The organism is Pseudoalteromonas sp. 2CM28B, assembly GCF_023161935.1.
Genome location: NZ_JALNTH010000093.1, coordinates 1 through 1,380, shown reverse-complemented (window position 1 = coordinate 1,380; position 1,380 = coordinate 1). Strand labels below are relative to the sequence as shown.

The 1,380-nt window shown below is 39.8% G+C and carries 5 tRNA genes; 3 read left to right on the top strand and 2 right to left on the bottom strand.

What is annotated here, in order from left to right:
* Positions 1-2 precede the first annotated feature (2 nt).
* Positions 3-75 (bottom strand) — tRNA-Glu (locus MTN96_RS36755).
* A gap of 36 nt (positions 76-111) precedes the next feature.
* Positions 112-187: transfer RNA gene (locus MTN96_RS36750), tRNA-Ala, on the bottom strand.
* Between the two features lie 662 nt (positions 188-849).
* Here MTN96_RS36750 and MTN96_RS36745 point away from each other — a divergent pair.
* The 3 genes from MTN96_RS36745 (at position 850) to MTN96_RS36735 (ending at position 1,380) form a co-directional block, all read left to right on the top strand.
* A tRNA-Val gene (locus MTN96_RS36745) sits at positions 850-925 on the top strand.
* Between the two features lie 145 nt (positions 926-1,070).
* A tRNA-Val gene (locus MTN96_RS36740) sits at positions 1,071-1,146 on the top strand.
* A gap of 176 nt (positions 1,147-1,322) precedes the next feature.
* Positions 1,323-1,380 (top strand) — tRNA-Val (locus tag MTN96_RS36735).

Genomic DNA, 1,380 nt, shown 5'->3' with positions numbered 1-1,380 from the left:
GGCGTCCCCAAGGGGATTCGAACCCCTGTTACCGCCGTGAAAGGGCGGTGTCCTAGGCCTCTAGACGATGGGGACACAGAAAACTGTTACCCTAGGACAAACACTAAAAATTGGTGGAGCTATGCGGGATCGAACCGCAGACCTCTTCGCTGCCAGCGAAGCGCTCTCCCAGCTGAGCTATAGCCCCAACTTATTCAATACGCTCGGTGATAATCACGTCGTGTATCGCTTAGTGCGGGGCGCATTCTATGCACCCCCCAAAATAAAGTCAACAGTTTTTTATGCGACATTATTTAAATGGTTTAAATTTCAACAAACTGGCTATCATACGTGCTAAAAAACAGATTTTCATACTAATTTAGATGTCACGTTGCGCTTTACGTTGTTGTACTCGCCACATGTATACGACTGAGTACCCTATTCAACCGATAATATGAGTTTGAATATGATTTAAAGGGTATACATTTATATGCAAATTAGCTTGGTGCTGTTTTACTACTAAAAAAGCGCTGTTCATTGGCATGTTAAACTTTAAATAACTTTTATTACCCGCTAATTTGTATCACGCAATACAATTATTGAAAGTTAGCCTTTTATTACATAAATATTTTATTGTTTATCCCACCACCAATGATATCTATTTAGTCTACGCCGCCGACTTTAAATAAACATTAAGCTTAACAATTGTTCGTTTAATATTAGTTTGTTGATAAAGTGAACACCGTTCGCACTGTATTGTTTATAAAAGCTTCATTCAGCACATTTTTATCATTCAAGTGTTGACACATTTGCAACTCTATCTATAATAGCGCCCCACAACAACGCAGCAATGTGATGTTGTTTAGATGCGGGTGATTAGCTCAGTTGGGAGAGCATCGCCCTTACAAGGCGAGGGTCACTGGTTCAAGTCCAGTATCACCCACCACATTTCGATGTGTCGTATCTAAATTCTATATGAGCCATTGCTCAATTAGAAAAGAGAGAACTACCGCTATTTAAAAATAACGGCGAGGTTCACTGGTTAAAGTCCAGTACTATTTATTATAATAGTTGCGTTTGAATTTATATGTGGGTGATTAGCTCAGTTGGGAGAGCATCGCCCTTACAAGGCGAGGGTCACTGGTTCAAGTCCAGTATCACCCACCACATATAAAATCTATTATTATGTTAATAGTCATATGTAAATTTGTAATATGGGTTGTTAGCTCAGTTACAAGAAATGAGAGCATCACCGCTATTTACAAGTAACGGAGAAGTTCACTGGTTAAAGTCCAGTACTATTAAACTTTAATAGTAGCGTTTGAATTTATATGTGGGTGATTAGCTCAGTTGGGAGAGCATCGCCCTTACAAGGCGAGGGTCACTGGTTCAAGTCCAGTA